Here is a 25,553-nt window from a genome sequence, read left to right on the forward strand (position 1 = left end):
AACGATTGCCCCTGCTGGGATCGAACCAGCGCATGGAGGTACCAAAAACCTCTGCCTTACCACTTGGCCAAGGGGCAGTCGTAAAACACCAGCTGTCCAGGGGCAGCAATGGGAGCGGTAGGATTCGAACCTACGAACCCGAAGGAACGGAGTTACAGTCCGTCGCGTTTAGCCAGACTTCGCTACACTCCCATAACTTTACGACTATAATAGTATAGCAAGATACGCCAGGAATTGCAAGCCTTTTCTAGTTTTAAAATCAATAAAAAAACCAGCAATGCTGGTTATCAATTTAGGTAGCCTCAACTGATGGACTAACTCGAAGCGCAGCCTGCTTGTACTACCCAAGATAAGTTTATCAATTTAAAAAATAAAATTCAAATCAAAACCCGGTTACTAAAAATCAAGCCTCTCTTTTGCCAGCGTTCTTGTGATAATTGCTATCAAAAAACAACGTCAGCAAGTTAAACACCAAGATTGCAAAACCCGCCATTCGAACCATATGATCTGATTGATAGCCAATGAAATAAGTTCCAAGGGTCGCAAAAACAAGTCGTAATAAAACATCCGTTACGAAAACCATCCTATTTTTCATTGAATTTCTTTCCTCCATCAAGTAACAAACTAAATCGGGCTTCCTCTCCTGTCAGAAACCCGATTTAACCTTCATGCATTTCATCATAACAAAGAACGAAACAAAAAGATTTTTCTATTTCATTAAAAATATTGCGATAAAACGAAAACAATTCCACAAAAAAAGCCAACCCCAACAGGGCCGGCTTTTTCCGGTTATATTAATTTCTAAGCAGAGAAAATAAGAGACGTTTACTTGTGCTTGTTACCAGGGAAAACCCAGTTCCACTTACCAAAGATTTTCATCATGGCTGGCACAAAGAGCAAACGAATAATGAAGGCATCAAAGAAGATACCAAACGATAGAGCCAATCCAACTGACTTAATCGTTGGGTCTGGATCCAAGGCAAATGATCCAAAGACCGCAATCATAATCAAAGCAGCCGTTACCACGATTGGTCCTGATGATTGCAACGCAACCGTTACGGCCCGATTGTTATCACCAGTCTTAGCATATTCTTCACGCGCACGTGAAACCATGAAGACCTCGTAATCCATGGCCAAACCAAAAATCAAGGCTGTGGCGATGATTGGCAAGAATGAGATGATTGGTGCACCCTTGGCCACACCGAAGAGTCCCTTCATGAACCCTTCTTGAATAACCAAAGTCGTAAATCCAAATGATGCCAACAATGACATGCCAAATCCAACCATGGCTACTGCTGGAACAACGAATGAACGGAAGACCACCATCAACAAGATGAAGGCCAAAACGATGATTGTTACCGCAAAGAGTGGTGTTGCATCGTTGAGCTTCTTGGTAATGTCCAAGTTAACGGCGTTGACACCAGTCATCGTAATCTTTGCATCATACTTTGACTCAGTTGTGTCTGAGTAGTCCTTAATCTTGTTAACCAAGTTTGATGTTTGTTCTGATTCTGATCCCTTTGTTGGAATCACAACCATCATGGCATACTTACCATCAGCTGATACTTGATAAGGCTTTGACGCTTGCGCAATAATGGCCTGCTTGATTTGAGCGGCCACTTGGTCCTTTTGCGCTTGCGTTGGCATTTGACCAGTTGCTTGCGCCTGAGCCATCATCTTTTGCTGAGCTTCTTGGGTCAATTGCGCTTGCAAAGTTGCAGCCTTTTGTTGGTCAACCGTCAATGGGCTCATCATTTTGACGCCCTTCATATCGCTAATGTGACTGGCAATCTTGACCAAATTGGCTTCGTTTTCAGCTTGTCCCTTATTCCCATCCATCTTAACAACGGCAATCAAAGGTGAGTTAATTCCTTCACCAAATTTGTCAGAAATCATGTCATAAGCCTGACGCTCCGTTCGATTATCAGGCAATGAACCGTTATATGGCATGCCCAAACGCATGTTTTGCGCTGGCAAAGCGATTTCAAGCAAGACCAAAATTGCCACAATTGAAACCGTCCAAGGATGACCAGTAATCAACTCAGTAATCTTTGATGGGTTCTTGGCCATATGGTCAACCGTCTTGTTATTTGGCTTAATGAACTTAGCACATGCCGCAATCAAAGCAGGCAAGAAAGTCAATGCCGACAACACTGCCACGGCAACAGCCAAAGCAGTTGCAATTCCCATCGTTGTCACGAATTCAATCCCGGCAAAGGCCAAACCGCAGACTGCGATGATAACCGTTACACCGGCGAAAATCACTGAGCTACCAGCCTCAGAGAGGGCTAAACCAAGGGCCGTCTTCCGATCACCATTTGTATCGGCCAAATCAGTCCGGTAACGATTCAAAATGAAAAGTGAATAATCAATTCCAACGGCTAATGACAACATCACAGCCAAAGTTTGGCTGACGTTGGCCATTGTCATAAAGTTGGTACCAATTGTCACAACCAAAACACCTGAAACCAATCCCACAAGGGCTGAAACAATTGGCATGCCAGCTGTTACGAAGGAACGGAACAAAACCAGCAATAGGACGAAGGCGATGGCGATTCCAATCAATTCGGACTTACCGCCCAATTCGATTGGTGTTACCTTGACAGATCCAGTAAAGGCAACCTTAGTATCAGCGCTCTTTACCTTATCGTTAAATGTATCTTTTACACCGTCAATGGCATCTTGCGATACGTTGATTGATGCCTTTTTAAAAGTGATATCCACATAAGTCGTTGTCTTATCAGAGCTAATCACACCCGTTGTGTATGGGTTTGAAATTGACTTGATGTCTGAAGAATACTTATCCTGTAGCTTGGCAATGGCAGCGGCCACTTCGGCCTTTGTCTTGTCGTCAGCGACACCATCCTTCTTATTTTGAATAACGGCCTTCATCGTTCCGCTATTCGGATTCATCTTAAACTCTTTTTCAAGAGTACTTTGAATGTTTGTTGACGGAATACCATTGATTGTTAAATTGGTCGTGTAATGAGAACCGAATCCCACAGCACCACCAATTAAGACAGCAATGGCAACCAACCAGACCAAAAAGGTTTTGAACTTATTTTCATAAATCCATTCCCCAAGACGCTTGAGCATGATTGCTCCTCCTTTTAATTTATCATTGTGTACATTTTATTAGTGAAACGTATACTTTGAAAGGGTTAAAATTGGTATACTGTTCCTTACAGAGACAAATCTAAGAAAGTGTCCCAATTTTGAAAGATGGCTAATAAAAATTACGAGTTAATGCACAACCACATTATGCAAACGACCGCCAACCTGCTCGTGACGGTCCCTTTTTCAAAGCTCACCGTTAAGCAAATTTGCGAGGCCGCGAATATTAACCGCAATACTTTTTACCGGCATTTTGCGGATAACATTGTTTTATTAGAAGTCATGCTGACGGCTGCCCTCACCCGCCTTTTTGAAAAGGTTGAAGTGGCAGAATTTAAGCAACACCCATTTGAATCAATCATGAAGCTTGAGGTGGAAGCCCCGCTCGCAGCCTTCGACTTTCAACTGGATGATTCTGTTTTTCAAGACATTTTTGACGGTATGATTTTTAAGACATTGCGAAAACTCACAGATGATCAAGAATTTTTATGGAGCTTGGGTAATATGTACATTATCCGACTTTGGAACCATAACCAAGCAAAGCCGTACTCGCTCCATAATGGTTACCAGATCTTCGATCAGATGTTTCGTGACCGTCAGTTTCCCGACTCAAAAAAATAAGCACACAAAAAAGCCAGCTCATTTCGAGCTGGCTTTGCTATTTATCTTCAATTTTTATAAGCAGAAAAGTTGAAAGATGAATTATTTTTTACTACCTGGGAAAATCCAATTTGCCTTACCGAAAATCTTCAACATCGCTGGAACAAAGAGAAGACGGATGATAAAGGCATCAAAGAAGATTCCAAAGGCCAAGGCCAAGGCCAATGACTTAATGGTTGGACTTGGGTTCAAAGCGAATGAACCAAAGACTGCAATCATAATCATGGCGGCCGTCACAACAATTGGACCAGAGTCTTGCATCGCTACGATAACGGCCCGGTCATTATCCCCTGTTTTCAGGTATTCTTCCCGTGCCCGCGACACCATAAAGACTTCGTAATCCATCGCCAAACCAAAGAGAATGGCCGTCACGATAATTGGCAAGAAGGAAAGTACTGGTGCAGCCTTTGAGACCGCGAAGAGTTCCTTCAAGAAGCCTTCCTGGATAACCAACGTGGTAAAGCCAAATGAAGCAAGTAGTGACAAACCAAAGCCAACCATCGCAACCGCTGGAACGATGAATGAGCGGAAGACAACCATCAAGAGGATAAAGGCCAAAACAATGATGGTTACCACAAAGATTGGCGTTGCATCGTTCAACTTCTTGGTGATATCCAAGTTAACTGCATTGACACCGGTCAACGTAATCTTGGCATTATACTTTGATTCCGTTGTATCCGAGTAATCCTTGATCTTATTAACAAGGTTTGTGGTCTGAACGGCTTCAGAACCCTTCTTTGGAATCACAACCAGCATTGCATATTTGCCATCTGATGAAATTTGATAAGGCTTCGTTGCTTCGCTCATGATGGTTTGCTTAATCTGGGCAGCCACCTGGTCTTGCTGTGCCTGAGTTGGCATCTGACCAGTCGTTTGTGCCTGCAAAGCCATCTTCTGTTGTGCTTCTTGTGTTAGCTGTGTCTGCAAGGCTGCTGCCTTTTGCTGGTCAACTGACAATGGTGACAACGTCTTGGTTCCAGTCAAACCGGCAATATGGCTCGCAATCTTAACCACGTTTGCTTCATTTTCAGCGCTAGACTTCGTCGTATCTAATTTGACGACGGCAATCAAAGGTGAATTGATTCCTTCACCAAACTTATTCGAAATTATGTCATAGGCTTGTCGTTCGGTCTGCTTTTCAGGCAGTGAACCGTTATAAGGCATACCCAAACGCATATTCTGCGCTGGCAATCCAATGCCGACAAGGACCAAAACAGCGACAATTACAACCGTCCAAGGATGACCCGTCAAGAACTTCGTGAACTTTGATGGGTGATTGGCCATATGGTCAACAGTCTTCGTATTTGGCTTAATAAACTTGCCAAATGTGGCAATCAACGCTGGCAAGAAGGTCAACGCTGACAAGACCGCGATGGCAACCGCTACAGCGGCCGCAAAGCCCATCGTTGTAACAAATTCAATTCCGGCAAATGACAAACCACAAACCGCGATAATCACGGTCACACCGGCAAAGATCACTGACTTACCAGCTTCGGAAACGGCACCACCAAGGGCCCGCTTCTGGTCGCCATCCATCTCGGCCAAATCCGTCCGGTACCGATTCAAAATGAAGAGCGCGTAATCAATCCCAACTGCCAGAGCCAACATCACGGACAAGGTCTCGGCCACATTTGCTAGTGTAGCAAAGTTAGTACCGATAACAACAAGCATCAAGCCCGTTACCAAACCAACCAGTGCTGAGATAATTGGCATACCGGCCGTTACAAAGGACCGGAACAAAACCAGCAGCAAGACGAAGGCAATCACAACTCCAATGATTTCAGAAGGACCACCGATTTCAAATGGCTTCAACTGGACTGTTCCAGTATAGGCCACCTTGGTGTCCGAATTCTTGATGTGATCATCAAAGATGGAGCGGATGCCTGTAATAGTAGAATGTGACACGCTCGTCGCATTCGCATCGAACGTGATGTCAACGTATGTCGTCGTCTTATCACTACTAATCGTATTCGTTGAATATGGATTAGCAATTGACTTGATATCTGAACCATACTTATCCTGGGCCTTGGCAATCGCATTGCCAACCTCAGTCTTCATTTGGTCATCCGTGACACCATTCTTCTTATTTTGAACAACTACCTTTAAGGTTCCACTGTTAGGATTCTGATGGAATTCCCGTTCCAGTGTGCTTTGAATATTAGTAGATGGTACGCCGCTAATTGTTAGGTTCTGTGTAAAGTGTGAACCCCAGCCGACGACTCCGCCGACTAGAACAATTATAGCTACCAGCCAAAGTAGGAACGTCTTGATTTTGTTATCATAGATCCATTCCCCAAGTCGCTTAAGCATACTTGTTCCCCCTTTTTTAATTTCTAAGGCTATTTTAGAGATTTATTAACAACAATTGAAGAGGCAAAAAATGTTACACTGTTTTAAAAGTAAACAAAAATAAAAAAATGTCTCTTTTCGAGGAACTTTATGGAAAACAAACGCTATGATTTAATGCATCAACACTTATTAATGACAACGGGGGAGCTGTTGCACAGTACCCCCTTTTCAAAACTAAAGGTCAAAGAGATTTGTGACGCAGCTGAAGTTAACCGTAATACGTTCTACCGGCACTTTGAGGATAAGTACATCCTTTTAGAGGAGTTATTACAAGCAAGCGTTTCATCGATGTACACTTCTTTAGATATTGTCCAATTTAAGGCCCACCCATTTGAGACGATTAAGGACTTTCATTTTGATGGCACCATCGAGGTCCTTGAATACCAGCTGCAAGATCGATCATTTGAAGACCTTTTCTATAAGTTAATTTGCAAAGCACTCTCCGCCGTTACCACCGACCAGGACTTGCTCTGGTTAATTGGTAACCTCTACGTCGTCCAGCTCTGGAATACGAACCAAGAACACCCCTATGACTTACGCGAGGACTATGCCACGCTTGATCGAATTGTCATTGAGAAAAAGTTTCCTACTACTTAAATATGAAAAAACCGCCCAATCCACAAACTGGATTAAGCGGTTTTTTCTTAGCCAAATACAATCATGTGACTAAAACTGACGCCGAAAATGATTGCTCCAATCATCATCACTGCGATAATAACCAGAAATTCAACCAATGCTCTTCGACGATTTTTCTCGTCTTCTGACATCTTGACTCCTATTATATAAACACCCCTACTGCCCTGAATTATTTCAAAGTCTATAATAATTTTATCAATATTCAATAGAGATAACAAGCGTAAGTCTTTTAAGCGTCTTATATTTCAATCAAAAGGTGAGTCCATTCCTGATTAAATAGCCGATTGGCGCCAATAAATTAAATTTTTTGACATTTTGATAATTAGCCCCACAAAATGCCTAACAAGCGTATCTTTTAAAATTGCTAGCTGATATAATATTAATTACCGTATTGGAGTTATATCCGGTTTTTAATGCTAACCGAGTCTCTACCGCCCGGCAAAAAGGGCGACTATCACCAAGGGTTTTTAGGGCACGCTTGGGTACTGCGTGCTTTTTTTGTTGTTTTTGGTGGGGACAAAGTCTAACTTTTTTCATTATTAACTGGCTATGGCGAGAACTTAAGCATCCTCAGGAGATCTCATGGAAACACCAGCTAAACCCCTACCAAAGTTTCAGGCCTTGTTACTCGGCCTACAACACGTTCTGGCAATGTATGCCGGATCGATTTTAGTTCCATTATTAATTGGAACTGCCCTTCACTTTTCACCCAAGCAATTAGCTTACTTAATCTCAGTTGATATTTTCTGTACTGGATTAGCAACCCTCTTCCAGTTGAAGCAAACGCCAATTACCGGAATCGCCTTGCCAGTTGTGCTCGGTTCTTCCATCCAGGCCGTCTCACCATTGATTAACATTGGTTCTTCCCTTGGCTGGGGAGCGATGTATGGAGCGACTATCGTTGCCGGAATCTTTGTCGTCTTGATTGCTGGTAGTTTTGCCCGCTTGCGCGCTTTCTTCCCACCAGTTGTGACCGGATCATTGATTACTGTTATCGGATTGAGCCTGATTCCAATCGCCCTACAAAATTGGGGTGGTGGTAACCTCAAGGCTGATGACTTTGGCTCATGGCAAAACCTTTTGGTTGGTTTCGTGACCGTCGCGATTACCCTTTTGCTAATGAAGTTTGCCCGTGGCTTCTTGAAGGCCATCGCCGTTTTGCTCGGAATTATCCTTGGTACCATTTTTGCGGCTTTGATGGGACGAGTAAGCTTGCAACCAGTTAGCGATGCCTCATGGTTCCATTTGCCACAACCATTCTTCTTGGGTACACCAACCTTCTCATGGTCGGCTAGCCTGACAATGATTGTGATTGTCTTGACAGCCATGGTCGAAGCTACCGGCGTTTACTTTGCTCTAGCCGACTTGACCGGCAAGAAGTTGGAACAAAAGGATTTGGCCCGCGGTTATCGTGCCGAAGGTCTAGCAGTTGTGCTTTCAGGAATTTTCAATACATTCCCCTACTCAACTTTCTCACAGAACGTTGCCGTTGTCCGCCTCTCAGGGGTCAAGTCAAAGCAGCCAATCTACTATGCCGCTTGCCTGCTCCTTATCTTGGGCCTTTTGCCAAAGGTGGGCGCACTGGCTACCATTATTCCAAGTGCCGTCCTTGGTGGGGCCATGTTGGTGATGTTCTCAACGATTGCCATCCAAGGTTTGCAAATCTTGTCTAAGGTTGATTTGAACCAAGAAGGTAACCTATTAACGGCCGGCTTGTCAATTGGCGCCGGCTTGGGTATTGGAACTGTCCCAACATTTTTGGGACAACTTCCCGAAGCCCTCAAGTTGATTTTCACGAACGGTGTGGTCATGACCACCATCGTCGCCGTCTTGATGAACCTACTCATGAACGGTTGGCCAAAGAAAGAAAACAACCAATAATCAAGTCAATAAAAAGAGCTAGGTTCCTCGATGATAGGAACTTAGCTCTTTTTGCTTCAAAGTTAATGATGCTTAATGCAGCAAAGCGATAATCGAAACAATTTGAATCCAACCGTTATGGAAAACGTGAATAAAAATCGATGAAGACAATTTGCCGGTCTTCTTATAAGTATAGGCTAAGGCAAAACCGATGATGGCGTATGGTGGCAAATCCAGCAACGATACCCAAGAATAAGAAGACAAATGGTAGAAACCAAAGGTCAATGCCGACAAGGCGACAACCAACCAAGGAAACTTTAGACTGTTAAAGTAGCGGAAGAACAGGCCACGGAAGAGAATTTCTTCCATGATTGGTCCCAGAAAGACAATCACAAGTGAAAACATCACCAGGCTGTAAGAGCCACCAACATGCATTAAGTCATCGATGGCCGCTTGGTTTTCCGTCGTACCGTGGGTCAGCTTGTAGAAAAAGAGCACCTCAATTTCATTCCAGATGACCATCCCCGACCAGCCGAGCAAATACGCACCGATCAGCACCTTGGCGTCCGCAAAATTGGGCCACTTAATTTGCCGCAGCGAAAGCGAACTTCGTGATAAAATTTTTTGGCGACCAATTGCCTTTAGGCCAAAGCGGATAAAGCAATAGGAAAGTCCTAAGCCCATGATCAGCAAGGCGTAGCGCTTGTCACCCTCAAAAAGCACGGAACCTTGAATAAAAACCATCGCCACATACTCGAGTAGGAAAAATCCTAAAAATGATGATAGATTTAAAATAAAGGTTTTCGAACTCTGCAGGCGCTGAATAATTTTCGATTGTTGTCGATTCATTTAAACAATCCTCGTTTCGTTAACTTTTAGCGTAACATATTCACCTAATAAAGCCAACATTTGGCCTTGTTTGCCCGAAAAGCGCTTGGTAAAATGTTAAACAGGTAGTTTTAACGTATAATTCAAAGGAGTCCTCCATGAAGGAATTAGAAGCAAGAATCCAAGCAGACGGCCGCGTCCTTGGTGAAGATATTTTGAAGGTTGATTCCTTTTTAAATCATCAGATTGACCCTCAATTAATGCAAGCAATGGGCAACGAATTTGCCCGGCTGTTTGCTGGTCAAGGGATTACCAAAGTCATCACCGTCGAAGCTTCAGGAATTGCACCAGCCGTGATGGCTGGTCTCGCACTGAACGTGCCAGTCGTTTTTGCCCGTAAGAGCAAGTCGCGGATTCTTTCAGACGATGCCTACACCGCTGATGTCTATTCTTACACCAAGCAAACCAGCAACCAAATCCGCATCGATAAGCGTTTCTTATCAGCAACGGACCATGTGCTCTTGATTGATGATTTCCTAGCTAATGGTCAAGCCCTGCTTGGTCTCAAAGCCTTGGCGGATGCCGCTGGTGCAACCATCGTCGGTGCCGGAATCGTCATCGAAAAGTCCTTCCAACCAGGTCGACAAGCGGCCACTGAAGCCGGCCTCAGCAATATCCAATCGCTGGCACGGATTGCCGCATTTGAAAACGGCCAAGTCGTCTTTGCCGCTGAAGAAAAATAAACCCAACAAAGCACGGTTCTCCGTGCTTTTTTTATATACAAAAAGGCCCAGCTGGTTCAAACCAACTGGGTCTTTTGGCAGTCGTCGATAATCAAAATTATCGCTTCCGTCGCTTGTATGCAACTCCTGCGAGCGCTGCACCACCGGCAACAACACCAACTCCGGCTGTTGTGGCAGCGATTTTCGCATCCTTGCTCTTTGCTTTGGCCTTTTTATTGGCCTGTGCTAACGCCTTTTCATGGGCTTTCTTTGCTTGTGCACTTTCTTGATTCTTCGTTGTCTTTACCTGATTATTCGTCACATCATCAGCCGAAGCCTGGATGCCAAATGAGGATAGAAGACTTGCATGCGCACGTCGACTAGCAGCAGCAGCCGCTTGTGCTGCTGCTTCTTGATTTGCTTGGTCAACTTGTTGCTTTTGTGCTTGATAGGCTGATTGCAGCTGCGCAATCAGAGCTGGTTGGCTATCTTGCAGTCCTTGTGCATTGTCGGCCTCATCAATCTTTGCCCTCGCTTGACTGACTTGGTCTTGCACAAAGTTTGTCAATTCAGTCTTTTGTCCAACAGTAAAGGTTGCGTTGGCATTAATCCCAACAATGGTTTGCTGACCCGCTTGGTCAATCGCAGCCTTGGCCACTTGCTTTTGCTGGTCCAAAGGCTGTCCTGACTTGTGAAGGGCCGCAAGGTTTTGCTTCCAGTCACTACGGACCACTGCCAAATCTTGACCAACCGTAGCAGAAGCAGCCTTCGTGATTTCTTGCGTCTTCAAATCTTGGTCGAGACTCTTCGTTTGAATCTGTGCTTTTTGCTCAGCCTTTTCTTGGTCCGTCAATGTCACATCATCTTGCACGTCTTGCAAAACCGTCTGTGTCACTTCATCCAGTGATGCTGGGAACTTTTCAATCTGAACCGGCATTTCTTCCCCGGCTTGGTAGCCAGCATAGACGGTTCCTAACTGAACGGTCTGACGATCTTGAATTGATTCGGCATCATTCTGCTGGTTAATGTCGTCGGTTGCCATGGCCAAACGGTTTTGAATGTCGGTCACTTGGTTAGCCATTTGTTCGTCATTCAAACGAGTATCAGCCTTAACCGCCTTCACAGCATCATCGGCCTTGCTTGCCAAAACCTTGGCAGAATCTTGCTTTTGCACTGACAAATCTTTACCAACCGTGTGGGCATTATTCAAGTAGTTCTGCCAGTAAACGTTGGTATCCAAGATACTTTGGGCGGTCTGCGCCGTTTTGAGCAACTGGTTGGCATCCCCCTTACGGTAGCTTAACAGAGTCAATTGTGTTTGACGGTCGCTTGGCAACAACGTCTTATCCGCATTGATTTGGTTCGTCACTGTCTGGAAGTACTTTTCCATTTCAGATTGACTATCGCTACGCTGGTCCGCCAACGGCTTATCTGATTGGTGGATGCTCAAAATCTTATTGGCAGCGTCAGCATGGGCCTGTTTAACAGCTTGAGCACTGACCTTTTGTGCTGCCTGAATGGCGGCTTGGCCATCACTCAGTGCCTGCTTAATGGCATTCTGCTGATCCGCCTTTTGGTTAGAATTTAACGTGTCATCCAATTGAACGTTTGAGTTTTCATTGTATGATGTGCTACCCAAATCAGATGCAGCAGCAGTTGCCTGTGTGCTCAAATCCTGAACGGCACCACTCTTAACTGCATTATTATAACCTTGCTGCACCGTATTCAATAGGCTCGTGTCATCAAGCTGTACCAAAGCTTGTGCCGTTGTCGCATTCGCAATTGTTTGCTGAACTTGCGTTGCATCTGTTTGTACCCCAGCTAACTGAGTATTTCGGTCAGTATCAGTCAAACGATTATCACCATTAATCGTAGTCGTTGCCTGGGCAACGGCCTTATTCAAACGATCAGTTGCATCTTGTTGATCTTGGTCCAAACCAGCACCGTGTTGGTGTGTTTGGTCCAAACCGGCGAAGATTCGTTGCTGATAAGCCGCAATTTCATCGGCTGTTTGATATTGATTTACATCAGTCGAGATGGTACTGATCTGCTTTGCTAATTGCGCCTGCTGATCCGCCATTTGACTAAGTGTTAACGTCTGATCTTGGTCAATTTGCTGAGAAACCTTATCTTTATGGCTTTGAATCGCTGCAGTAGCGGCATTTCGAGCTTTATAAATATCGCCCGAAGTATGTTGGTGATCGATTTGATTCTTAGCGTTTGCTAGTTGATCATTGATTTTATCTGCCGTCACCGTTGATAAGTTATCAATTTCGGCTTGCTTAGCAGCCAAACCATTCTGAATATCATTGATTTGATCCTGCTGAATGTCGGTTGTTAAACCTTTATCAACCCTAATCTTGTCAATCACCACTACTGCATAGTCACTAATAGCTTGCTTAGCAGCTGTTTGCTGGTCGGCCAACGACTTGGTTGCATTAGCCGGATGCACCTTAGCAACATCCTGGTTAATGCTTTGTAGCAACGCAGCAAATTTTTCCTTGTCACTTGTGGCGGCAATTTGACCCGATTGGCCACTGCTACCCGTACCCGAGTGCTGAACCTGAACCTGTTTCAATGCATCCAATTGAGATTGCTTGCTAACAGTTCCCTGCGATGGCAAAGTCGGATCGTTTTGAATTGTCGTCGTCATCGCATCAATTTGCGTCTTCAGAGCCTGAGTAGCAGCATCTTGTCGGGCGGCAACCGTCGCCCCCGGTACATAACGACTCGCAATGGTCTGATTGACGGCAGCTTGGATGTCCGCAATTTGCTGAGCATCCTGGGCACCACTAAAGTAGCTTTGCAAATCTGACACGGATGGCAAAGAAGCAATTTGATTGTTACTTTCAGCGGTCGTCAAGTTGTCATCACCATTAATCTCAGCGGTCGTTGATGCCAATTGGCCGTTTTGAATAGCCGAAACAGCATCCGTCTTCAAATCAGCAATCGTCTTTGACTGAACCACATGAGCCGTGGCAATAGAATTGACACCGCTAACGCCCGCCGAAGTAATGACCTGCGCATAATTGGCCGTATCCTGGGTGATGTCATCAAAATCCTTCGTTACCTTATCCATCTTGGCTTTCAAATCATTAATCTGCGCTTGCTTTTGATCTTGTGTCAAAAGCGGGTCGTCATTAATGGCTTGATAAGTTGTGGCATACTGTTGCACAACTTGTGTCAATGCGGCATTCTTTTGCCCAGCAATTTCATTTTGGGAACTCTGGTGCACATTTGTCGCCAACACACCGTTGGCTGGTTGATTGGCCGTTGGCGCTTCGTTAACAAACTGAGCCAGTGTTGAAGCACTGATCCCGGTTGAAGATGTTTGCACCGCTGTCATGGCATCTGCGGCCGCTTTGACAGCATCCGTCACGTTCTGGTTTAGCTGTGGCAAATCAGCACCACTACCACCATTTGGTGTTGAACCAGAATTATTATTTTCACCAGATTCAGAGCCACCATTGTTGTTTGAACCTGAATCACCACCATTAGTAGAACTTGCTTGCGCCCTCGTCAAATCATTTTGAGCTTGCGCTTGTTTCGTCAACGCCGTATTCAAATTATCACTGGCCGTCTGCAACGTTGACAATGGTGCTGACGTATTTTCGTTCAATTGCTGCTGTTGAGCCGTCTTTTGCTCATTCGTCAACGTTTTATCATTGGTGATGGCAGCCGTTGTATCGGTTACCTTTTTTTGAACTTTCTGATACGCATTTCCAACAGACTGGGCCTGATCGAACTGCTGCTGCTGGGTGGCCAGGTTGGCTTCTTGTTTAGCAACAAAGTCTGCCAAATCTTGTGCATTGGAAATTCCCGCAATGGCCGGCGTACTACCATTTGCAGCAACGCCGTTAATCTGATTCGTCAAGCTTTGCTTCAAATTCTCCAAAGCGGCCAACTGAGTACTTTGCTGATTGGGGCTCAAACTACTGTTTGCCTGAACAGTCTTCTTAATTTGATTGATAGCTGCTGATAAAGTCGTCACGGCATCCGACTTACGTTCAGCCAAGGACTTAACGCCGTTTGGTTTCACGTTGTCAAAGCTTACTTTTGCCAACTGTTCGTTCAACCGATCCTGATCACCTGCCGTAATCGGCCCCTTGGTAATTACGTCGGCAATCGCCGCCTGTTCCTTAGCAACCAAGTTATTCAAAGCCGCCTGCTTTTCAGCATTGGTCAAATCAGTAGAATTATTGATTGCTGTACGTGTCTTTGCCGCTTCATCTAATAGACTAGCTTGTTGTGTTAACGCAGCTGGGATGTCATTTTGAACAGACTGCAAGGCAGTTTGTGCCTTGATTGCATTCTGTGTTGCATCATTTTGAGCGTTTGGATCAGCCGTTTTTAACTGACTAACAAAATTATCAATGTCAGTCGTAAAGGCAGCCTGAACTTTAGCTTGCACATCAGAATTCGCCATTAGCTTTGACAATTTCTGATCATGAGCAGCTTGCAAGCCAGTCGCAACCTGGTTAATGTAGCTTTTTGCCTGAATTTTATCCGCTAGCGACAACGCGCTATTATTATCAATGGCATCGCTTTGGCTCTTTACCCAATCATTGACAGCCTCGTCAGAATAGGACTTATCTGTAAGGGAAGTATTAGCCGATAAATTAATGTCATTCAAGATGCCCTGGAAGGCTGAATTATCATTTTTATCGGTCGACAGAACAGTCTTGGCGTTATTAGTTGCACCTGTAACATCCTCGCTGTTCAACTGGGTATCTAATTGACTACGAACCGTATTCTTGACGTTTTGCGTATTTGCATCAATGACTTGCTTGATAGCTTCGGTGTTTTTACCATCACCAATTTCGACTTTGTTCTTCGCCTTTTCAATGGCTTTATCAATCATGCCATCGATTGAAGGACTTTCAGCTGAGGCAGTATTCAACACAGCCTGAGCAAAGTTACCCTTGCCAGCCTGCGTATAAGCGGTATTGATGTTCGCCAATTGATCCGCTTGGCTGTCGTTGCCGGTCAAAGAAGCAACGGTCGCACCAACTTGACTAACTTCTGCAAAGGCATTCGCCAACTGCTGGTTAATCGCACTGATTTTCGCTGCCTTTTGACTTTCTGATAAAGTCGTATCCGCATAGACAGCTGCTTGATAACTTTTAGCACTGTCATACAGCGCCTGCTGTGTATCCGCCTTCAACTGTTCAACTGTCTTGCCAGACTTTGTTGCATCCTGCAAGAGTGCCTTTTGGTTGGCTGCACGAACAGAGGCAATCGTCTCAGCGGTCATATCATTGCTATATGACTGCAACCCAACCTTATCCAAGTTTGCAATCATGGCTGCCTTTTGTTGGGCTGTCAAAGTTGGATCTTTTTGAATGATTTGCGTGGCCGTTACTTTATCAACTTTGTCAGCCTGTTGGGCCATCGCCACACCAGATTGATAGACCTTATCAATTTGATTGAAGTATTGAGTCAACTGATCAGTAATCTTGCTTTGATCTGTTGTTGAAACAACCAACTGCAACGCCGCTGCTGACAAATCCTTCAAAACAGATTGTTGAGCTGCCTTTTGTACGGCAGTCAAACCCTTGTCTTTATTAATAGCATCGGTAGCAGTCTGCGTTTTGCTATTCAACGTTGTCAAGTTAGTCAGCATGGCCTGGTCAGTTGCTGGCACCACTGATTGAATCTTCTGGACTCCATCAGACTGTGCTTTTGATAATGCAGCAGCGTCCGACACGCCCGTCAAATTCGTAATAGCATCCTGTCGTGCCTGAATAACTGCTTGAATCTTACTTTGCTTATCCGTTCCAGAAAGAGTTGGGCTGGCTGAAATCGTTTGGATAGCCGTACTTGCCGCAGTCGTGAACTGTTGCTGAACAACCGACTTTCGTTGTTCAACCGTTGCAAAGGTATATTGAATACTGGTTGCTTGATTAGCTAAGAAAGAAAGCTGTTGCTTTGAAATTTCCGTGATGTCATACGTCTTGCCCTGAACAGTAATGCTTGACAAGATAAAACCATCGACCGATACGTCTGTTGGCAAAGTAATCTGCGTTCCAGTGTTTCCAGTGATCGTTGTCGCATTCTTTGGCGACAATGTTTGACCAGCGATGTTGACGTAAGTTGGCTGGATCGTCTGCGTATTTCCAACAACATAAATCCGCACCGTGCGATCAATGCCATCCACTAATTGCTTGCCCGGTTGGTTGGCCGCTGTTTTGTCATAATGATAACCAGTTGGCACATTATCGTTGGTATAGAAGCCACTCGTCCAGTCAATGGTATGACCGTAATTAGCCGTATCCGTGGTAGGAGCTACATTTCCCTTGGCTGCCAACACCGTATTTGTGTCGGCATCGTAGTACTCATAGGAAACGCCTGTCTTTGGCTTACCAAAGACAAAAATCGTATAAGTGTTCGTCAAATTCGTTGAGGGAACCAAGGCATACAACGCCTGGCCATTAACAGCATTATCAGCATCCACGTTTGGGTCACCATCATTTGTAATCAACTGCCGCCAATTTTGTGGCAACTGAGATTGGTTCACCGCCCAAAGATAGTTGGCTGGTATCTTATCAATGAAGTCGCTAGACTTCAACAAGATTTTTTGACCAATTTGATATTGCGATTGCGGACCTGCCAAGGTAATCGTGTCGCCCACTGGATTTCCCTGATCATTCACAAACTGGACCTGGACCGTTCCCGGCTCTCCACTGTTTGTTGCCCAAATTTCACGGGTTTTGTTTCCGTCTGTCGCAGCCACATTCCCATTGCGGTCTTTGTTGGCAACCGAAGTCACTCCATTGGCCGTAATCGTCAACGTGCCACCGTTGGTCTGCGTCACACCAGCTTCGTTTGTATTGTGCGATGTTTTGTTATCCCAAACCTTTGTCGTCGCCTGCGTAATCACCACTTTTGAAGAACCAGTAATATTAAAAAGCGTCTTATCAAAAGAACCATCACCATCAAACTGGCCATATAAGTTCTTGTTGCGCATATTAAAGTGCAGGTCCTTTGGTGCATCAAAGATAATCGTCGTATTCGCACCCAAGTTGAACATTGGTGTTCGATTGAGTTGCTCAACACTCATAGTCAATCCCGGCGCAAAACTAATGGTCGTTTGGATATTACCCGTCAAGAAAAAGTCCTTCCCATCAATCGGGTTGGCAGGAGTATTCACCGTGAGGTTTCGGCCAAATATAAAAGTCTGCTGAGCTTGCTGACCCGGAATATTGGTATAGAAATTTTGGTCAATAAAGTGCTTTAAACCAATCTGTGTCCAATTGACATTATCTCCAACCCGGACGGTTTGAACTGCCCCCAAAATAACGGGATACTGACTATCATTTCCCTTATCATTGGCCTAGATTGTCGCACCATCCCCAACTGAAAATGTATGAGAATAGCCCGTCGCCTGCGAATTCATCGACTGACTTTGACGCCAGGCTGAGAAGAAGAAGACCGAGTAACCAGAGTTACGGAAACCAGCAACACGCTGCATCATCACCTTAGCGCCATTGGCAATCGAAACCTGACCAATTTGCATCATTTCTTGACGGACGTATGCGTTAACCGTTCCAGACAAAACAACGCTTGAACCTTCAGCATCCAGCAAACGCAATGGTTGCGTGCTTTGATTCTGATCATCCTTACCATTCACACCTGTCAACGTGAAGTTGTTAATGTTGTAGTACCAGCCACCATATGAGCCGTCAGCCGCATAAGCATCAATCGCCGCATCCGGCGCACCATTCTTACCACTATCGGCCACCAGGTTATCCGCTGTGGCTTTTTGCATCAACGTGATATCGGTAATCGTGAAGGTCGACTTGACCCGGTTCCCATTGGCATCCCTGGTATTACCATTGGCATCAGTCGCTTGACCCGTCCGCAAGGCTGACTTTCCAATATTCAATGAGAAACCACCACCATCAATAATGATGCTGGCCGTTCGTTCCCCTAATGCTAAGTTGTTATTAGCACTAGCAGGGTCGACTGCAATATTGCCAGTCAACTCAATATAGGTCACTTTGTTATTGGTATAAGCTGCCTTAAAAGCCGCCCAAGTACTAACTTGAACGTAAGAACCATTATTAGCAGCTTGCGCAGCCTGCTTTTTATCCTGCAAATTAGCAATGTCATCCGGCAACGGAACCGACACACTCGTATCACTGGCTGCACTACTATTCGTGTTATTCGTGCCACTTTGAGCCGTCGAACTAGTGCTGCTTACCGATGATTGAAAGTTTGAACGATCAGTCGCATTATCCGCAGTGGCCGAAATTGACGTACTTGGCGTTGCCGATGCACTCGTCGAAGTTTGAGTATTCGCACTTTGTGAGCCTGATTGGCTGGCGCTGCTAGCTGCACTTTGGCCATTAGTTTGCGCAGTACCCGTTTCTTCTCCCTGCGCACTTTGACTCGTGGTAATGGTCTTGTTTGTATTGCTATCATTAACCTCGGTCGCACTAGCACTCAGACTAGCCTGGCCACCCATGGCTAACATCGCCAAAGACATTCCAGACATCACCCAGAATTTACCGGACTTATACATCTTGAAATGTGTCTTTGTGTCAACATTTAGGTTCTTTGTATTTTTCATGGTTATCTCCCGTAATCAAAAGAATACAATAATCTTGAATGTTACTAATTCTAAACTTTAATCCTCTAACAGTCTTTTATAATTTATATTAGTCATATTATTGTCATATACAATTATTTTATCATGATACCGGCCATAAGCATAGGCATAGAGGCATTTTGGCAATAAAAGCGCAATAAAAAAGCCGCTCATTCCGAGCGACTTAGTCGTAATTTATTTTCATTCTTTAGAAAAAGTGTCAGTTGGTAAAATCTTAATTAGAAAATCAGCCAAAAATAAAATCAAGAAAATGGGCACAACCCAGATTGGCATCTGACTATTTGGATCGTACATCGTTAGCCGACCATAAAACATTCATAGGCCAAAGAAAAGCATCAAGGGCTCAACAATAAAGAAATAAGGCGACAATCCTGTATCCATGTAGCGTCGGTACGAGATTGAAAGGTCCGGAATAAAGGTTACCAGCCGGTAAACCGTAAATAAGAAAGCCACCAATCCCAGTCCACAGGTAATTAATAAATAGCCACCTGAATGGCCTAGGGTTTGGACAGAATCAATCACCGGATTGCTCAGCAAAAAAGCAAAGAGCAAATAGGAAAAGACCGCAATTGCAAAGTTAATCAACGTCACCCACCAATAGTTGGCGCGAGAAGTCCGACCGCGAAATTGAAAATACTTTAGCCAATATGTTTTAAAAGCACGGATCATCCTTCTCACCCCCTCTCTCCAGTGGACTTAAACCTCACACATTATAGCATTTAGCTCACTTCTGAACAATCTTTTTAATAAAAAAGCCTCCCAACAGGAGGCAGTTCATTTAAACATTTATGAAGCCCGATAGGCATCGGTCGGCGAAACATCAATAGCAAAGAGCATCGCCACTGTAATCGCCCAGATTGATGTCGTCCAGGCCAAAAGTCCAGCCGATAAAACTCCCACCACAATGTCGAAAAAGTCCAAGGCAAAGAGGGCAACCACAACCAAAGGAACCACATAGGCCACGGCCACCAATGCTAGCCAGCCTGCACTGAGTCCGGCATCCCCCAACCGGCGACATTGCATCGACAAATTCGGCACAATCGTCGCCAGAAGATAGAAAAACAAGGTAATTAACAAGAATTGCGCTGAGTACATCGAAAACTCGGCCAACTTCGTGTTATTGGCATAAATCGAGTCGTTAATCGCCACACTCAAAAGGCCAACGCCCGCCAAAACACCAACCACTACTAAGAAATGGTTCACCAAGACGACCAACCAAAAATCGGATCGACTGGCGCGCCCATCAAAGCGCAGGGAATCCTTCCAGTACTTTTTGTATGCTGCTAGCATGATACCCCTCCCTTCAATTGTCCTTCTTTGCTTTTATTCTAACATGGACTATCAAACTTTTTTATTAAAAAAGCAGCCGTTACCGGCTGCTAATCCTGATTATTTCTTGGAAAACTGTCCTGTTTTGGACAAGTTAACCACAAGCACCACGGCTTCCACCACAACCAAAGCAACCAGCAAAAGCCAATTAAACGTCAGCAGGTAGAGCACGGGCAATACTAAGGCCAAAATTGGCAGGATAAACCAGGATTTACTTAAACCGGTATCCATAAAACGGCGGTATTCCAGCGCTAAGTTCGGAATAATGGTGGCCAAGCCATAGAAAAGCGAGACTACCAGGGCAACAAGTGAGAGGCTAAAAACGCCAAGGCTAATGCCCGTAAAGTGGTCTTCTAGGAGCTGACTAAAGAGCCCGAAGAGTGAACCACTCGTTAAAACAACAACGACCAGGGTTAGAATGAGGTTGTCGAACACGACCCGCCAAAATTCGGCTCGCGTTGATCGACCAGAGAAATCGAGGTACTCCTTCCAATAATCTTCATATGCATGAATCATTTCGATCACCTAAACCTTTCAACACCCCCATTGTAGCACCATCCCCAACATTTGTTTAGGCAACAAAAAAGCCCGCCAGAGCGGGATTCTAAACAATTATTTATCTTTCTTGTAGGCACCAGTTGGTGACACCGTAATCACAAAGACAGCGATGTTCAACAAAACCCAAACGGCGGTCAATGAGCTAGAATTGCCACTGACAAAGCGTAGTAAGTAGGCAATGACATAGATTGAATACCACCATGGATTCAAACCGGTATCCATAAAGCGGCGGTACATCAAGGTCCACTTAGGAATGAAGGTTGCCAGTACATAAAGCAAACCAATCAACAGAACCACAACAGTCACGATAAGCATTGGTGTATCGGCAGAGGTAATACGGCGGCCATCAATCAGCTTTATCAAAAACCGCATTGACGTCCCAAGCACAACTAAAAACCAAACCAACGAAATCAAGGTATTGACCAAGGTAAACCACCAATAATCGGCCCGAGTTGACGGTTCTTTCAAATTTACATAGTTCTTCCAAAACTTCTTATATGCTTGTAGCATAAGCCCTCCACTAGTCTATAACGAGATATTTATCCATACTATTCTAACATGGATGAGGAGATGGTGGGAAGGGTGCGAACTTATCTTTTCTTCGGAAAAGTATAGTACTGATTATTAATTAATTGAACAACTGGAACAATGATTTCAACTTTGTCAGTTTGGATACGCTCAAGTTCTTCAAGGCGTTGATTAATAATATCTAGCTTCTGTGATAGGTCAATTAGCTGTTTCTGATAAGTACCATTTGAAATATCATGCCGACAGGCTAACACTTCTGCGACCTTGATATCAACAAGGTCTTTCAAACGTTTTTCGTCCATTCCCACAATATAATTAACGACGCCGATTTGTTGATTTAGTGTCTTTCCCTTCCCGACCTGTGTCTGATTGATTAATGATGATGCTACCAATTTGTTGTTGGTCATGTGCTTCGCCCCCTTTCTGAACTTGCTTAATCCGCTGTTTCGTCGCAACCTTAAACCCCGTTGCTGCTCCTAAAACAAAACTAATGATAATTTCAATAGTTGTTGCTAAGTCCCCATCACCTAATAGCGTCGATAATTGATCCATTTTAGTACCTCCATTTATTCTTTAAAGGTCTGTATCTCCTTTATGTTTGATATGACGTAAGTACTTTGCATTATCTTTTGTAAAATTTAAAAAGGCCCTAACTCGTTGAGTCAAGACCTTTAGTTGCAGTATTAATATTTAAGGTGTCAGATTGTATAGTTTAATCAAAGTAAAAATCACCTAATTCATAGGTCTCTACTTTTTTGATGAATAATTGATATTTTTCCACTAAATCGATTACATCATCCAAATCTAACAGAGTAATAGGAGTTGATTTTGATGGGTCTTTGGCTTCCTTAACGGCTGCATCAGAAAAGTAATCAGTGGTAATCAAAATACCATAATCTGTTCCATTTTGAATGGAACCACGGAAATCACGGACATATTTGTCGCCCACTAGGTTGTTATAACGTTTAGACTGAATAGCTACACGTGTCGTCCGTAATTCATCACTGACAAAGTACGCATAGCCATCAAGACCATGATCCTGCGAAAGCTGTACGCCAATCTCATCGTCAATCTGTGCGCCCATTTCTTTGATAAGTCGACGACTAAAGCGCTCAAATTTGGCTGGATCCATCTGTCGAAGCTGAACTTTTAATTCTTTTCGCCAACCTTCAACTGTTTCATCTATATTTTCAGAATCATCATTTTCGATTTCGTCATCTTTTTGTTCTTCTTTTGATGATTTTATTTGAGCTGCTTTCTTTTTCTTGTTTTTATCTGATGTTTCTTTAATAATCGGATCCGTCACCAAACGGATACCATCAGGAGTTGCTTCAGAAAGGCCCAAAGCCAATCCCTTTTCAGTCAAAACAAAATTTTTCCCACGCAAGTCTTCCAATGCTCCAAAAAGTTCTAATCGCTTCGCGGCATAATTCAGCGTGAAATCAAATGGCCGATATGTTCTACCTTATTTTTTTGAAACTTTTTCTTCCCAAATATCTTCATCGTGGATACGGTCATCTACCAAAGGTATCTGCTTTCGAGCTGCTTTCTTGTCTATTTTCCCTCCTGAGCTCTGTAAAATTGTCAATAACGCCATCATTACTGCATTTTCACGCGCATTATTATTTTTAAAAACTTTCTGCTTTTTTTCCACGATATTTTTTCTCCCCACAAATTATCGAAAATATTTACATAGTTAAAGATACCATATTTTTGAAAAAAACGGATACTTGGGAACAGCGTAAGTTGGGGGATGTATCGGAGATAGTAAGAGGAGCAAGTCCACGCCCCATTAAGGACCCAAAATGGTTTGATGATAATAGTCAGATTGGTTGGTTAAGAATTTCGGACGTCACTGAACAAAACGGACGTATCAGACATCTGGAACAACATATATCTGTATTGGGACAAGAAAAAACCAGAGTTCTAAAATCTCAGCATTTACTCCTTAGCATCGCTGCAACGGTTGGAAAGCCTGTTATGAACTATATTAAGACGGGTGTACATGATGGATTTTTGATTTTTTTAAACCCCAAATTTAATAAAGAATTTATGTTTCAATGGTTGGAAATGTATAGACCATCGTGGCAAAAATATGGACAACCTGGTAGCCAAGTTAATTTAAATTCTGAATTAGTGAAAAATCAAGCAGTTTCATTTCCGGATATACCAGAGCAAAATCAAATTAGTTTATTTGCGGAAAAAATTGACAACCTCATCACCCTTCATCAGCGTAAGTTGGAAAAACTTGAAGAGTTAAAGAAGGGGCTTCTTCAACAAATGTTTGTCTAAATGTATAATTTTTTAGAAAAGCAGACTTCGGTCTGCTTTTTTTGAGCACTCCTTTAAAAAAACATTGAAAATAAGAAATGCCCTAGTAAATTTTTGGGTAGAACTTGAATAACCAAAGGAGATATCATGTTAGACAAAACAACAAAAAGTGCAAAATTTCATGTTTACTATAAACAATGGATCACAGTTTATAAAGAGGGAGCAATTCGTGATGTTACGATGGCCAAATATATAATGAGCCACCAGTGGCTTATTAAATTGGTTCCTGATTTAACATTAAATAATTTGACTCGCATTTCATATCAGCAGTTATTGAATAATTATGCTGAAGAACATGAACGTCAAACAACGATGGACTTTCATCATCAGTTAAAAGGAGCCATACTAGATGCAGTTGATGAAGGTTTGGTTGAAAGAGATCCTACACGAAAAGCCATTATCAAGGGAAAACAACCTCGTCCAAAAAAGCCAAAATATTTAAATCAATTTGAATTACGAACAATGCTTAGTAATTTATCTTTAAGTCAAGAAATTAATTGGGACTGGTTTATTTTGTTGATTGCTAAAACGGGGATGCGTTTTTCGGAAGCATTAGCGTTAACCCCAAAAGATTTTGATTTTCCACATCAGATGTTATCGGTCAGTAAAACTTGGAATTATAAAGGAAATGGAGGGTTTTCACCAACTAAAAATCATTCATCGGTTCGTAAAATACAATTAGACTGGCAAACTGTCATTCAATTTTCCGAGCTAGTTAAGGAATTACCGGAAGATGACCCAATCTTTATTAAGACGACAGATAAAATATATAATTCAACAATTAATAATATTCTAGCTAGAGTGTGTGAAAAATCTGAAGTACCAGTAATTTCTATTCACGGTCTTAGGCATACACATGCTTCTTTGTTACTTTTTGCTGGTGTTTCTATTGCTAGTGTGGCTCGACGATTGGGACATGCCAGCATGACGACCACTCAGAAAACCTATCTTCATATTATTCAAGAATTGGAAAATAAAGATGTTGATATTGTCATGAGATCTTTGTCCGGACTGAGTTAAATTCACAAGCATTTTTGCTATACGCTGATGAAGGGTGATAAGGTTTTCAAATTTAACTATTAACTTACTAATTTTTTGTTGTTCCCAGATACTAGGATATAAAAAATTAACTTTTTTTAAATCTGAAGTTCGTAAATGTACGACTGATTTTCCTTGCGCACGTCGAGCTAGTTCTCTTTGTTGCTGTCCGTTTGATAGCGTTAACGCCAAAAACTCTGAATTAATATTTTCGTTAGGATGAATAATATTTAGGTCACCGCCAAGGATAATACCCGGTCTATCAACAACAGAAGCTCGTGAAATTTCATTCGGAGTTTCTCCAGAAGCTGGAACAATAACTTCCATACCCTTGCTTAGAATTGACTTACTTTTTTTATTAGTGAATGTATCAACAGTGTTTATGACCGTTTCATATTTAGTATATAAACGACCATAAAGAATTATTTCATCACCTATTTCAGTTAAATCACCCTTACTATATCCTTGGCCCTTAGAAAAAACAGCTAACTTTTCCAACTTACGCTGTTCCCAAGTATTAGTCATTTTTTCTTAAATGCTGTTTGAAAGATTGTGAAATTTATTTTGTTAATCATTTTTAGTTAATAAATATAATTTGTGTTTACGCTGATGAAGGGTGATGAGGTTGTCTAATTTCTTGAATAGTGTTCCAACTTTAGCTTGTTCTACATTACTAATTGGAACTCTGAATTCTGAATTAGCTACTATCTTCCAATCTGAACGAGGCATTTTTGTGCCCGTGGATAAATTAGAAATTATTTCATATTGCTTAGTTTGTATCAATGTATAAGTAAATTGGCTATTAATGTTTGAACGAAATACCCACCAATCACCAATAGCAATGCCTTTAAAATTAGCTATAAGCCAATTTTTGAGGTATGGCCGAAGTTTGCCAAATAAAATATCGTCTTCCTGGAATAAAATTCCTTTTCGATTATTTTCTTTAAGGGCTACATTTTTATTTAATTTACCATATCCAGAAATAACAT

The 25,553-nt window shown here is 43.0% G+C and carries 21 protein-coding genes, 2 tRNA genes and 2 pseudogenes; 6 read left to right on the forward strand and 19 right to left on the reverse strand.

The genetic code is table 11. The features are described 5' to 3' along the window. Positions 1–5: 5 nt before the first annotated feature. The 4 genes from BLW39_RS06515 to BLW39_RS06530 all read right to left on the reverse strand — a co-directional run bounded on the left by BLW39_RS06515 (position 6) and on the right by BLW39_RS06530 (position 3,096). A tRNA-Gln gene (locus BLW39_RS06515) sits at positions 6–77 on the reverse strand. A gap of 32 nt (positions 78–109) precedes the next feature. Next, positions 110–192, reverse strand: a tRNA-Tyr gene (locus tag BLW39_RS06520). 211 nt (positions 193–403) lie between these two features. Then, positions 404–595: a hypothetical protein gene (locus BLW39_RS07085; RefSeq protein ID WP_059378061.1), complete on the reverse strand. Its 192-nt coding sequence runs from the start codon at positions 593–595 to the stop codon at positions 404–406. A gap of 230 nt (positions 596–825) precedes the next feature. Then, on the reverse strand, positions 826–3,096 hold the full coding sequence (locus BLW39_RS06530) for an MMPL family transporter (RefSeq protein WP_059378059.1): 2,271 nt from the start codon (positions 3,094–3,096) through the stop codon (positions 826–828). Between the two features lie 126 nt (positions 3,097–3,222). On the opposite strand from BLW39_RS06530, the gene BLW39_RS06535 reads away from it, so the two are divergent. Continuing rightward, on the forward strand, positions 3,223–3,735 hold the full coding sequence (locus tag BLW39_RS06535) for a TetR/AcrR family transcriptional regulator (RefSeq protein WP_059378057.1): 513 nt from the start codon (positions 3,223–3,225) through the stop codon (positions 3,733–3,735). Between the two features lie 81 nt (positions 3,736–3,816). On the opposite strand, the gene BLW39_RS06540 is transcribed toward BLW39_RS06535, so the two are convergent. After that, entirely contained in the window at positions 3,817–6,084 is a 2,268-nt protein-coding gene (locus BLW39_RS06540; RefSeq protein WP_059378056.1) for an MMPL family transporter, read from the reverse strand. A 129-nt stretch (positions 6,085–6,213) separates the two neighbouring features. Between BLW39_RS06540 and BLW39_RS07165 the strand changes: the two genes are divergently transcribed. Beyond that, the gene (locus BLW39_RS07165; RefSeq protein ID WP_059378054.1) at positions 6,214–6,720 is read left to right on the forward strand and encodes a TetR/AcrR family transcriptional regulator; all 507 of its coding nucleotides are present in this window, start codon (positions 6,214–6,216) and stop codon (positions 6,718–6,720) included. A gap of 47 nt (positions 6,721–6,767) precedes the next feature. Here the strand turns inward: BLW39_RS07165 and BLW39_RS07170 are convergent, their stop codons facing one another. Continuing rightward, positions 6,768–6,890, reverse strand: a complete 123-nt coding sequence (locus BLW39_RS07170; protein WP_275936410.1) for a hypothetical protein — start codon at positions 6,888–6,890, stop codon at positions 6,768–6,770. Positions 6,891–7,341: 451 nt separating this feature from the next. Between BLW39_RS07170 and BLW39_RS06550 the strand changes: the two genes are divergently transcribed. Continuing rightward, complete coding sequence (locus tag BLW39_RS06550; protein ID WP_059378052.1) at positions 7,342–8,640, forward strand: nucleobase:cation symporter-2 family protein; 1,299 nt, start codon at positions 7,342–7,344, stop codon at positions 8,638–8,640. A 72-nt stretch (positions 8,641–8,712) separates the two neighbouring features. Here BLW39_RS06550 and BLW39_RS06555 read toward each other — a convergent pair whose 3' ends face one another. After that, a complete protein-coding gene (locus BLW39_RS06555) occupies positions 8,713–9,468 on the reverse strand; it encodes a CPBP family intramembrane glutamic endopeptidase (protein WP_059378050.1) in 756 nt (251 codons plus the stop codon). Between the two features lie 137 nt (positions 9,469–9,605). On the opposite strand from BLW39_RS06555, the gene BLW39_RS06560 reads away from it, so the two are divergent. Further along, positions 9,606–10,190, forward strand: a complete 585-nt coding sequence (locus tag BLW39_RS06560; protein ID WP_059378047.1) for a xanthine phosphoribosyltransferase — start codon at positions 9,606–9,608, stop codon at positions 10,188–10,190. A 97-nt stretch (positions 10,191–10,287) separates the two neighbouring features. Here BLW39_RS06560 and BLW39_RS06565 read toward each other — a convergent pair whose 3' ends face one another. From BLW39_RS06565 to BLW39_RS06610, 10 genes are all read right to left on the reverse strand, one after another. Continuing rightward, complete coding sequence (locus BLW39_RS06565) at positions 10,288–17,463, reverse strand: DUF1542 domain-containing protein (protein ID WP_059378046.1); 7,176 nt, start codon at positions 17,461–17,463, stop codon at positions 10,288–10,290. A gap of 39 nt (positions 17,464–17,502) precedes the next feature. After that, on the reverse strand, positions 17,503–18,741 hold the full coding sequence (locus BLW39_RS06570; RefSeq protein WP_059378043.1) for a KxYKxGKxW signal peptide domain-containing protein: 1,239 nt from the start codon (positions 18,739–18,741) through the stop codon (positions 17,503–17,505). 354 nt (positions 18,742–19,095) lie between these two features. Beyond that, positions 19,096–19,449 carry a DUF805 domain-containing protein gene (locus BLW39_RS06575; protein WP_059378040.1) on the reverse strand — a complete coding sequence of 118 codons (354 nt, stop codon included), beginning with the start codon at positions 19,447–19,449 and terminating at the stop codon, positions 19,096–19,098. Positions 19,450–19,566: 117 nt separating this feature from the next. Next, positions 19,567–20,070: a DUF805 domain-containing protein gene (locus BLW39_RS06580; RefSeq protein WP_059378038.1), complete on the reverse strand. Its 504-nt coding sequence runs from the start codon at positions 20,068–20,070 to the stop codon at positions 19,567–19,569. Between the two features lie 99 nt (positions 20,071–20,169). Beyond that, a complete protein-coding gene (locus BLW39_RS06585; RefSeq protein WP_059378037.1) occupies positions 20,170–20,625 on the reverse strand; it encodes a DUF805 domain-containing protein in 456 nt (151 codons plus the stop codon). 96 nt (positions 20,626–20,721) lie between these two features. Further along, positions 20,722–21,177, reverse strand: coding sequence for a DUF805 domain-containing protein (locus tag BLW39_RS06590; RefSeq protein ID WP_059378033.1), 456 nt, complete (start codon positions 21,175–21,177; stop codon positions 20,722–20,724). A gap of 80 nt (positions 21,178–21,257) precedes the next feature. Then, positions 21,258–21,602, reverse strand: coding sequence for a hypothetical protein (locus tag BLW39_RS06595; protein WP_143404257.1), 345 nt, complete (start codon positions 21,600–21,602; stop codon positions 21,258–21,260). Next, complete coding sequence (locus tag BLW39_RS07035) at positions 21,511–21,747, reverse strand: hypothetical protein (RefSeq protein ID WP_059378030.1); 237 nt, start codon at positions 21,745–21,747, stop codon at positions 21,511–21,513. Before BLW39_RS07035 ends, BLW39_RS06595 begins: the two co-directional genes overlap by 92 nt. 160 nt (positions 21,748–21,907) lie before the next feature. Then, positions 21,908–22,591, reverse strand: coding sequence for a restriction endonuclease (locus tag BLW39_RS06605; protein WP_059378028.1), 684 nt, complete (start codon positions 22,589–22,591; stop codon positions 21,908–21,910). A 69-nt stretch (positions 22,592–22,660) separates the two neighbouring features. Continuing rightward, on the reverse strand, positions 22,661–22,849 hold the full coding sequence (locus tag BLW39_RS06610) for a hypothetical protein (protein ID WP_059378026.1): 189 nt from the start codon (positions 22,847–22,849) through the stop codon (positions 22,661–22,663). A gap of 32 nt (positions 22,850–22,881) precedes the next feature. On the opposite strand from BLW39_RS06610, the pseudogene BLW39_RS06615 reads away from it, so the two are divergent. Together BLW39_RS06615 and BLW39_RS06620 are read left to right on the forward strand one after the other, a co-directional pair. Then, positions 22,882–23,481 (forward strand): annotated as a pseudogene (locus BLW39_RS06615) (restriction endonuclease subunit S); the annotation flags it as partial. A gap of 132 nt (positions 23,482–23,613) precedes the next feature. Beyond that, the gene (locus BLW39_RS06620) at positions 23,614–24,546 is read left to right on the forward strand and encodes a site-specific integrase (RefSeq protein ID WP_059378023.1); all 933 of its coding nucleotides are present in this window, start codon (positions 23,614–23,616) and stop codon (positions 24,544–24,546) included. Between the two features lie 27 nt (positions 24,547–24,573). Here BLW39_RS06620 and BLW39_RS07180 read toward each other — a convergent pair. Next, a pseudogene (locus BLW39_RS07180) lies at positions 24,574–25,089 on the reverse strand (restriction endonuclease subunit S); the annotation flags it as partial. Positions 25,090–25,131: 42 nt separating this feature from the next. Beyond that, positions 25,132–25,553 (reverse strand): restriction endonuclease subunit S (locus BLW39_RS06630; protein WP_200769399.1); only part of this gene is annotated, 422 nt, incomplete at its 5' end.

Origin of the sequence: Fructobacillus pseudoficulneus, from assembly GCF_900108455.1 — a bacterium.
Taxonomy (GTDB): domain Bacteria; phylum Bacillota; class Bacilli; order Lactobacillales; family Lactobacillaceae; genus Fructobacillus; species Fructobacillus pseudoficulneus.

What these genes read in the sequence shown, in the direction of transcription:
- BLW39_RS07085 (WP_059378061.1), bottom strand. Translation starts at nt 595, where the DNA reads ATGAAAAATAGGATGGTTTTCGTAACGGATGTTTTATTACGACTTGTT.
- BLW39_RS06530 (WP_059378059.1), bottom strand. Translation starts at nt 3,096, where the DNA reads ATGCTCAAGCGTCTTGGGGAATGGATTTATGAAAATAAGTTCAAAACC.
- BLW39_RS06535 (WP_059378057.1), top strand. Translation starts at nt 3,223, where the DNA reads ATGGCTAATAAAAATTACGAGTTAATGCACAACCACATTATGCAAACG.
- BLW39_RS06540 (WP_059378056.1), bottom strand. Translation starts at nt 6,084, where the DNA reads ATGCTTAAGCGACTTGGGGAATGGATCTATGATAACAAAATCAAGACG.
- BLW39_RS07165 (WP_059378054.1), top strand. Translation starts at nt 6,214, where the DNA reads ATGGAAAACAAACGCTATGATTTAATGCATCAACACTTATTAATGACA.
- BLW39_RS07170 (WP_275936410.1), bottom strand. Translation starts at nt 6,890, where the DNA reads ATGTCAGAAGACGAGAAAAATCGTCGAAGAGCATTGGTTGAATTTCTG.
- BLW39_RS06550 (WP_059378052.1), top strand. Translation starts at nt 7,342, where the DNA reads ATGGAAACACCAGCTAAACCCCTACCAAAGTTTCAGGCCTTGTTACTC.
- BLW39_RS06555 (WP_059378050.1), bottom strand. Translation starts at nt 9,468, where the DNA reads ATGAATCGACAACAATCGAAAATTATTCAGCGCCTGCAGAGTTCGAAA.
- BLW39_RS06560 (WP_059378047.1), top strand. Translation starts at nt 9,606, where the DNA reads ATGAAGGAATTAGAAGCAAGAATCCAAGCAGACGGCCGCGTCCTTGGT.
- BLW39_RS06570 (WP_059378043.1), bottom strand. Translation starts at nt 18,741, where the DNA reads ATGAAAAATACAAAGAACCTAAATGTTGACACAAAGACACATTTCAAG.
- BLW39_RS06575 (WP_059378040.1), bottom strand. Translation starts at nt 19,449, where the DNA reads ATGATCCGTGCTTTTAAAACATATTGGCTAAAGTATTTTCAATTTCGC.
- BLW39_RS06580 (WP_059378038.1), bottom strand. Translation starts at nt 20,070, where the DNA reads ATGCTAGCAGCATACAAAAAGTACTGGAAGGATTCCCTGCGCTTTGAT.
- BLW39_RS06585 (WP_059378037.1), bottom strand. Translation starts at nt 20,625, where the DNA reads ATGATTCATGCATATGAAGATTATTGGAAGGAGTACCTCGATTTCTCT.
- BLW39_RS06590 (WP_059378033.1), bottom strand. Translation starts at nt 21,177, where the DNA reads ATGCTACAAGCATATAAGAAGTTTTGGAAGAACTATGTAAATTTGAAA.
- BLW39_RS06595 (WP_143404257.1), bottom strand. Translation starts at nt 21,602, where the DNA reads ATGACCAACAACAAATTGGTAGCATCATCATTAATCAATCAGACACAG.
- BLW39_RS07035 (WP_059378030.1), bottom strand. Translation starts at nt 21,747, where the DNA reads ATGGATCAATTATCGACGCTATTAGGTGATGGGGACTTAGCAACAACT.
- BLW39_RS06620 (WP_059378023.1), top strand. Translation starts at nt 23,614, where the DNA reads ATGTTAGACAAAACAACAAAAAGTGCAAAATTTCATGTTTACTATAAA.